Source organism: bacterium, from assembly GCA_024224155.1.
GTDB lineage: Bacteria > Acidobacteriota > Thermoanaerobaculia > Multivoradales > JAHEKO01 > CALZIK01.
The window spans coordinates 1-7,769 of sequence record JAAENP010000063.1 but is presented as its reverse complement, the minus strand read 5'-3'; the positions used below and the strand labels follow the sequence as shown (position 1 = coordinate 7,769).

7 protein-coding genes are annotated in these 7,769 nt (G+C 64.0%); 3 read left to right on the top strand and 4 right to left on the bottom strand.

Annotation, left to right across the window (positions count from 1 at the left end):
- From GY769_04035 to GY769_04025, 3 genes are all read right to left on the bottom strand, one after another.
- The coding region (locus tag GY769_04035; GenBank protein ID MCP4201084.1) for an excinuclease ABC subunit UvrA at positions 1-346 on the bottom strand (346 nt) is incomplete at its 3' end.
- Positions 347-713: 367 nt separating this feature from the next.
- Positions 714-2,162: a hypothetical protein gene (locus tag GY769_04030; protein ID MCP4201083.1), complete on the bottom strand. Its 1,449-nt coding sequence runs from the start codon at positions 2,160-2,162 to the stop codon at positions 714-716.
- Between the two features lie 12 nt (positions 2,163-2,174).
- Complete coding sequence (locus GY769_04025) at positions 2,175-3,479, bottom strand: hypothetical protein (GenBank protein ID MCP4201082.1); 1,305 nt, start codon at positions 3,477-3,479, stop codon at positions 2,175-2,177.
- 132 nt (positions 3,480-3,611) lie between these two features.
- Here GY769_04025 and GY769_04020 point away from each other — a divergent pair, with 132 nt between their 5' ends.
- Positions 3,612-4,088 carry a YbjN domain-containing protein gene (locus tag GY769_04020; GenBank protein ID MCP4201081.1) on the top strand — a complete coding sequence of 159 codons (477 nt, stop codon included), beginning with the start codon at positions 3,612-3,614 and terminating at the stop codon, positions 4,086-4,088.
- 75 nt (positions 4,089-4,163) lie between these two features.
- Here GY769_04020 and smpB read toward each other — a convergent pair whose 3' ends face one another.
- On the bottom strand, positions 4,164-4,631 hold the full coding sequence (gene smpB / locus GY769_04015) for an SsrA-binding protein SmpB (protein ID MCP4201080.1): 468 nt from the start codon (positions 4,629-4,631) through the stop codon (positions 4,164-4,166).
- 51 nt (positions 4,632-4,682) lie between these two features.
- Between smpB and GY769_04010 the strand changes: the two genes are divergently transcribed.
- Both GY769_04010 and GY769_04005 read left to right on the top strand, forming a co-directional pair.
- Positions 4,683-5,228 carry a DUF4390 domain-containing protein gene (locus tag GY769_04010; protein MCP4201079.1) on the top strand — a complete coding sequence of 182 codons (546 nt, stop codon included), beginning with the start codon at positions 4,683-4,685 and terminating at the stop codon, positions 5,226-5,228.
- Between the two features lie 4 nt (positions 5,229-5,232).
- On the top strand, positions 5,233-7,413 hold the full coding sequence (locus tag GY769_04005) for a HAMP domain-containing protein (GenBank protein MCP4201078.1): 2,181 nt from the start codon (positions 5,233-5,235) through the stop codon (positions 7,411-7,413).
- Positions 7,414-7,769: the final 356 nt, after the last annotated feature.

Genomic DNA, 7,769 nt, shown 5'->3' with positions numbered 1-7,769 from the left:
CGACCGAAGAGAACAGAAGCCGCATGTAGTCGTAGATCTCGGTCACCGTCCCCACCGTCGAGCGCGGATTGCGCGACACCGACTTCTGCTCGATCGAGATCGCGGGTGACAGCCCCTCGATCGAGTCGACGTCCGGCTTCTCCATCTGCTGCAAGAACTGGCGCGCGTAGGCCGAGAGTGACTCGACATAGCGCCGCTGCCCCTCCGCGTAGAGAGTGTCGAAGGCCAGCGAGGACTTGCCCGAACCGGAGACCCCGGTGATCACCACCAGTTGGTTGCGAGGGATCTCGATCGAGAGGTTCTTGAGATTGTGCTCACGCGCACCGCGAACGATGATCCGCTCCATGGGCCCCGGAATGTAGCAAAAACCGCCATTGGGCCATCGGGGACACGTTTCCTACGTGTCCCCTCCCCACTGGTTTTCGAAGCGTCGACCGTCTTGTCGTCACCGACGACTCCTCGATGCAGACTACCGATAGAGGGCCGCCGGTGCCCTCCTTTCGCTCGCACGGAGAGGCTTCGCTCCAGGAGGCACGCGGCCGGCCTCCAGCCGCGGATCGCCGGAGTCGTTGTAGCGGTCGAGTTAGCCCTTCGCAGACAGCATCGGTTTGCGCGCGGCGGCGCGAACCCGAGGGCCTGTTCGCGAGCAGGCCGAGGAGCCCGAGGCGTCCCCTAGATAGCCGCTCTGCCGATCGGCAAGCGGTCGTTGGCCGCTACAAGGCCAGGGCGGATGCTGCGCTCAATGCGGGCGCCGGGTACGCCTGCCCGGCCAACCGAGGCTCCGCGGGTAGCTCGAAGCGCTCCCGCCGGCGTCGCCTCTCGAGCTCGCGCGAGCGCCGAAGGGCCTTCTCCTTCAGCCGCAGCACTTTCCTGGGCCGAGGCACTCCGAGGCCGAAGCGCAGATTCTTGTACGCCCGGGAGGTGAAGATGAACCTCCTCGCCGCATCGCTATCCAGGCGGGCGCCGCGCTTCGCCGAAGCGACCGCGGCAAGAGGCAGAGCCGGGATTTCCGAGCCGTAGGTGCTATTGATCGCCTCGATGAAGGCGTCCGCCAGCAGCGCATGTCCGAGTGGCGAAGGATGCACGCCATCCAGCGAAAACAGTCCACCCGCCAGATAGTCGCTGGTAAAGCGTTCGGCACCGACCCTGACACCCGAGTGGCGCCACTCGTCGTACAGCGCCGCGATGTCGGCCACGGCGAAGCCTGCGCCGGCGGCGGCCCGCCGAATCACTCGATTGTATTCTTCGATGCGGTTGTTGATCTGCTGCGCCTCGATGCGGCTGAGCACGACTTGGTCCGGAAGCGGGAGTCCCGAGCCGCCCAGGCTCGCCGGCACGCCATCGCCGCGAGCGAGAAGAGGCGAAGCCGTCAGCAGGACGAAGTCACCGACCCCCAGGGGTCCGTCCGAGCCCATCAGGGGGACCTGCTCGCCGTCGAGTTCCAAGGGCACACCGGTCTCAGGGTCGATGGAAATCGGCGCGATCGCGGTCAGGTAGGGCAGGTTGGTGACGCGCGGGATGGTCGCCACGACCCCCGCCTGGACGCCGCCGGCTGCCAGGGACTGGACGATGCTGTTGAAATCGGCCGAAAACCGGTCCGCCGGCGTCAGGGTCACGCCATCCAGAACAACCCCCGAAACCGCCGCTCTGAGGGCGTCACTCGCGCCGATCCAGAGGCTGACGAAGGTCGGCTCCAGCAGCAGGGCCTGCTCGAGCTGAGTCCCGATTCCCCTCAGCACCAGGTCATGTAGGCCGCCACCATCCGTCAGAGTGCGTAGCACATCCCCCACCCCGGCGCCGGGCACGGAGAGGTTGTCGTACGGTCTCGGCAAGGTCAGGTTGATGGGCGAGCCCAGGCCCGATCTGGGAGCGAGAGTATGTTCCGGGGCGGCCCCGACCTGGATCGCCGCCGGAATCCCGGGATCGGTCATCAACGGCTGTTCGAACGGCCCCTCGGTGCCGCGGGCCTGCCTGGCGATCCATCGGGCATAGCCACCGAGTTGGAGATCCTGGTGAAGGCAACCCGCGGCGAAGCCTGCAGTCAAACCATCTCCCATAGCGACATAGCGGCTCAGGTCTACCGAGGCGGCTGCCGACGGTCCGGGAAGCCCGGCAAGAAGAACTGCGGCGAGATACGCACCCGCGGTCCGCGTGCTTCTCATCGAACTAGCCTACTACCAGCTGACCGTCGAGGCGAAAAGCAGGCCTGTGCTCTCGTAGGTGCCATTGTAGTCGTTGATGTTGACCCGGGTGGTTCGCTTGCCGATCTCAACGTACATCAGCGCCAGGTCCACCATCGCAGAGCGACTCCGAAACCCGTAGCCAACCGTGACCGCCGACTGGTCGCCGTCTGGCAGGATCGGATCGAGTGTCGTCAGCGGCTGCGGCGTCTCGTCGAAGGAAACGCCGAACCGCCATTCCGAGCCACGAGCACCCGCTCGGCTCATCCCCAAACGGTAGTTGTAAGCATCCTCCCAGCTCTGCGGCAGGACCGTCGAAAACACCGGAAGCCCGGTGAAATCGATCTCATAGGCCTCCAGGCTGCTCCAGCCGGTCCAATTGAGATCCAGCTCCACCAGCCATTGCCCCGAGGTTCTGACGGCGATACCGAGACTGGCCATGTCCGGGAACTCGATGGCCGTGGTGATTGGGAGATCTTGACCGAACGGGATTGTCGCCGCTATCAACGCGTCGAGCGCCGGATTCGACGTAGGAATCTGCCGGAAGCGGCCGTCCCCGCCGTAGTCGATCTCGATCTTGCTGCGGTACGACAGGCCCCAAGACCAACTGTTGTTGGGGTGGCTGGAAAGGCCCACCTGGTAGCCGTAACCGCTCTCGAAGTCACCGGTCATCGTGATCTCGGCAACGTCTACCACCTGGCCCGACGCCGGATCGAAGCTCGGTATGTTGCGAATCAGCTCGACTTCGGAAAACCGGGCAATGAGTCCGAAACCAACGCCCAGCTGGTCGGATGCCTTCCAGGCCAGATTCGGGTTGAAATCCACCGTCTCCAACGAGGCCTTTCGGCTGAGAAAGCGCCCGGCGAACTCGTCGCCCCGCCACTCGCTAGTAAGTCCGAAGGGAGAGTTCACCGCCAAGCCGAACGTCCAGCGCTCGCCAAGCGGCTCGACCCAGTAGAAATGTGGAGGCACTTTGAACAGCGACTCCGATTCCGCCCTCGTCCCGGCCGCCGCCCCGGGTGCCGCGCCGACAAAATCGCTCGAGCTCACCGTGATGAAGGTGACGCCGAGCTGAAAGGCCCGCTTCTTCTGGTGCGCGAGCCCGCCGACGTTGTGGAACATTGCCGATGGATCGTCCGCCTGGGCGGTAAACGCACCGGCCATTCCCATGGCCTTGGCCCCCTGCTGGAAGATACCGAAGCCGGCGCCGTGGACGGGCGCCGCCCAGAGTAGCGAAAGAACCACCCCGGACATCGCACGGTGCGTATTGAAACCGCTCAGCATCGCTCGTCTTCCCACGCTCGAGGAACCTCCCTCAGCCTCAAGCCCATTTTTCCTTCGCGACCCTATTTGAAGCGAAACGACGCTGTCAATCAGTTCTCCTCGGGACCACCAGAGTTGTTACAGTGGGACGCGAAGGAGCAAAACGGGATGCAATTCCAACACAGCCATCACGAAGAGACCCACAACCGAGTCGGCGAGATCCTGGGCGAGCTTTTCGACGCACCCTACCTGGACGAAGACAACGCGCACTTCTACGTCGGCTACGGCAGCACCGTCCTGGAGATCTCGGTCGAACCGTATGGACCCGAGGAAACCACGGTCGAGGTAACCGCCTACTGCGTCCAGGGCGTTATTCTGGGAGAAAACCTGCTCCTCGGCCTCCTGGAGCTCAACCACGAGTTGCCGATCGGCGCGTTCTCTCTGGTCGGAAAAGACATCTTTTTCTCTCAGTCGATCTTCGGCCGCTCGATCGACCGCAAGAATCTCCTCGGGACGATAGCCGCTGTGGCCAATGTCTCGGACGAGTACGACGACCGGATCGTAGAGACCTACGGCGGTCAGACGGCGCTCGACCGAATCAGGGATACCGGCGGTCGCAAGAAGCGCTCGGCCGCGGCCAGCTAGCGGGCGGCTTTGTAGCGGTCGACCTCCGCTTGCCCTCGAGCGAAGCGAAGGGTGTCGACCGATGGTGAACGTCTCCTAGCGCCTTCCACCCCGGATCGCCTCCTCGGCCTCGGCGTCCATGCGCTTCTTCTTCTCCGCCTGGCGTTTGTCGTAGAGCTTCTTGCCGCGAGCGATAGCGACCTCGAGCTTGATCAGATTGCCTTTGAAATAGACCGACAGCGGCACGCAGGTCAGACCCTGGATGGTCGTCTTACCGAAGATGCGATCGATCTCCCGGCGCTTGAGCAGCAGCCGGCGCGGCCGCTCGGGATCGTGATTCTGCAGGTTGCCGTGGCTGTAGGGCGAGATGTGCGCTCCCACGAGATAGGCGTCTCCGTTCCGGATCTCGACGTAGCTGTCCTTGAGCTGCACCTTGCCGGCCCGAATCGACTTGACTTCGGTGCCTTTGAGCGCGATCCCGGCTTCCATCTTTTCCAGAAGCTCGTAGTCACGTCGTGCGCGGCGGTTTTCCGCGACCAGGCGTCGCTCCGTCGATCGAGGCATCGCCCGGCAGTCTATCCGTAGGGTCAGCCGGAAGTGCTACAGTCTCGCGGGATGAGGCTCGTTTCCGGACTTCTCGGCCTCGCCCTGGCGTTCGCGGCCCAGCCCGGCGACAAGGCAAGCATCGCGGACCTCAGCCTGGCCCTCGAAGGTGCGGAGGCTCACCTGTCGTTTCATCTCGACATCACCTTCGACGACGAGCTTCTGAGCCGCATTCAGAGCGGACTTCCCACCGGATTCGACTTCGAGTTCAAACTCGGCAAGGAGCAGAGGCGTTGGTGGTGGTTCGATCGCAACTATGCCAGCTCCAGACTCCAGGTAGTGGCCATGTACAACGCGGTGACCCGCGACTATCTGGTCAACTACAAGCGCAACGGCGAGCTCGTGGAGAGCCGGACGGTGCGCGATCTCGACGAGTTACGCCGAGCCATGACGAGATTCGACCGGGTGCTTGCGTTCAGCCTGGCCGACATCGAAACTCGCAAGAGGCTGGTCGTACGCGTGCGCGCGGAGGTGGGCTCGAAGAATCTCTTCTCGCTGATCCCGACGACGCTCAAGACCGACTGGGCCGAAACCAGGAAGTTCCAGATCCCGCGCTGAACCGATGACCGACGAAGCGATCTCCGATCGAGTTCAGCGCTATTTCAAGGACGGGCGCTGGATCGCGGGCGGACTGGTCGCGGTCCTCGCCGTTCTTTCGTCGATCTACTACCTGATCATCCGCAGCACGGCTCCCGAGCTCGCCACGAACAAGCTTCTGCTGTTCGTTCTCTGGTACATCAACCTCTTGTTGATTCTGGTAATCCTGTTCGTTCTGTTCCGGAATCTGTTCAAACTGGCCGTGGAGCGCCATCACCGCATCTTCGGCTCCAAGCTCAAGACCAAGCTCGTCTCGACCTACATCCTGCTCGCCCTGGTCCCCGGGCTGCTTCTGTTCGTCTACGGTAGCCAGTTGCTCCAAGGATGGATCGACACCTGGTTCGACGAGGGCTCGATCAAGGGAGTGGTCGAGCAGGGATCGGTGGTTGCGGAAGAGCTCAACCGCCGAATCGAAGACGAGACCCAGTGGCGCGCGCGTCGGGCCCTAGCCGAGATCGACACCCTGGACCTACTCAACTCGGATCGGCGTCCGGTTCTCGCGCGCCGGGTGCAGCGGCTCCTGACCGAGCTCGAGATCGACTATCTGGGCGTCTATGCGGACACCAACTTCGTTCATGGAGTCGTACTGCCGCAATCGGGTCTGACAAACCTGCCGGAGACCGGGCACCGCTTCCTCGTGGACACGCTACGAAGCGGCCAAGAGACCATGACCCTGGCCCAGGGTTCCGCGCGCCTGGTCCTCGTCGGTCTCGCCGGCGGCGAACCCGGCACCGAGGGGCGGATCCTAGTAGTGGCCGCCGAGAGAATTCCGCCCGAGCTGGCCGAGCCCAGTGCCCAACTGATTCAAGCCCATCAGGGCTATCGGCAGATCGAAGTGCAGAAGGGCGACATCAAGGCGACCTATCGCCTGCTCTTTCTGCTGGTCACCCTGGTCGTCCTCCTATCCACTTCCTGGGTGGGCCTATATGTCGCGCGCCGCATCACGGTCCCGATCGAGGCCGTCGCCGAAGCCACCCGCAGACTCTCGGAGGGCGATCTCGACTACGTCGTACAAGTTCCCGCCGACGACGAACTGGGTGTCCTGGTCCAGTCCTTCAACCGCATGACCCAGGATCTGCGCCGCAACAAGGAAGAGCTGATCGCCACCAACACCCGCCTCGACGACGAGCGGGCCCTAGTGGCCGCGGTTCTCGACAACGTCGCCGCCGGCGTCGTCTCGGTCGACGAGCAGAGCCGTGTGCTGACCTGCAACCGAGCCGCGATCAAGATGCTGCAGCACGAGTCGCCCCCTCTCGGCAGACCGGTCCGTGAAGCATGGTCGGACCCCGCCCGAGCTCAGTTGGCCGAGCTGCTCGACCAAGCCACCGGCAATACCAAGCGACTCACGCGGACTCTGAGGCTCTTTCTGGGAGGCCAATGGAAGACGTTCGAAGTGAAGGTTCGAGCCATGCTGCAGGCGAAAGGCCAAGTCCGCGGCCGCGTGATGGTGCTCGAAGACCTCACCGAGCTGATGGACGCTCAGCAGCGAGCCGCCTGGAACGAAGCCGCACGGCGAGTCGCGCACGAGATCAAGAATCCACTCACTCCCATCCGTCTCTCCGCCGAGCGGATTCTCAAGCGCTACCAGAAGGGCGACGCTAAACTTGGTGAAGCCATCGAAAGCGGCGTCGGCATGATCCGGCACGAAGTCGATTCACTCCGCCAGATGGTCGACGAGTTCTCACGCTTTGCCCGAATGCGACCACCCCACCTGCGCCCCACCAACGTCGCGGGATTGGTCACCGAGACCCTCAGGCTCTACGCCGGCCTCAAGCGCGACGTAGAAGTGGCCGGCGAGGTCGATCCGGGCACCGGCGACGCCGTCCTCGACCGCGCTCAGATCAAGCAGGTCTTGATCAACCTTATCGACAACGCCATGGAAGCGATCGAGCCGCCCGGCGAGATCAAGGTCTCGGTCGAGAAGAGCAACGGCACCCTCAAGATCGACGTTGCCGACACCGGACCCGGAATCCCCGCCGAGGCCCGCGACAAGCTTTTCATGCCGCACTTCTCCACCAAGGGGCGCGGCACCGGCCTCGGCCTCTCCATCGTCCATCGCATCATCAGCGAGCACCACGGCTCGGTCGGAATAGAGGACAACCAGCCCCACGGCACGATCTTCTCGCTCGAGATTCCTCAAGCGTAGGAGACGTCAGCACTGCATTCGCCGCGCGGCGACGGCGGCCGGACAAGCGAATCTTCAGAGCACGGCCAGGGCCGGCTGGCGCGTTGCGTCCAAGGTCGCGCTTTGGCGCCGATCGGCAGGCAGCCGGCCAAGGGCCGCCTCGGGCTTCTCAGTCTGCCTGGGTCCGGCCCTCGGCTGCGCGCCGCTACGCGCAGATCACCAGTGGCCTCCGAGATGCCCTCCGATGCGCTTGCGGCGAGCCCCCTGGCCGGCTGCCCGCCGAATCGGCTTACCCTCAGCGCGCGTCCGCCCTCGATGCGAAGAGCCGGTCTCGGCCTTGCCGGCGCGGAGCCGTTTGAGGCGGTGTGAGGATCCGG

Bases quoted from the DNA above. Each gene is read 5' to 3' on its own strand.
- GY769_04030 (MCP4201083.1), bottom strand. From the start codon at position 2,162: ATGAGAAGCACGCGGACCGCGGGTGCGTATCTCGCCGCAGTTCTTCTT.
- GY769_04020 (MCP4201081.1), top strand. From the start codon at position 3,612: ATGCAATTCCAACACAGCCATCACGAAGAGACCCACAACCGAGTCGGC.
- smpB (MCP4201080.1), bottom strand. From the start codon at position 4,631: ATGCCTCGATCGACGGAGCGACGCCTGGTCGCGGAAAACCGCCGCGCA.
- GY769_04010 (MCP4201079.1), top strand. From the start codon at position 4,683: ATGAGGCTCGTTTCCGGACTTCTCGGCCTCGCCCTGGCGTTCGCGGCC.
- GY769_04005 (MCP4201078.1), top strand. From the start codon at position 5,233: ATGACCGACGAAGCGATCTCCGATCGAGTTCAGCGCTATTTCAAGGAC.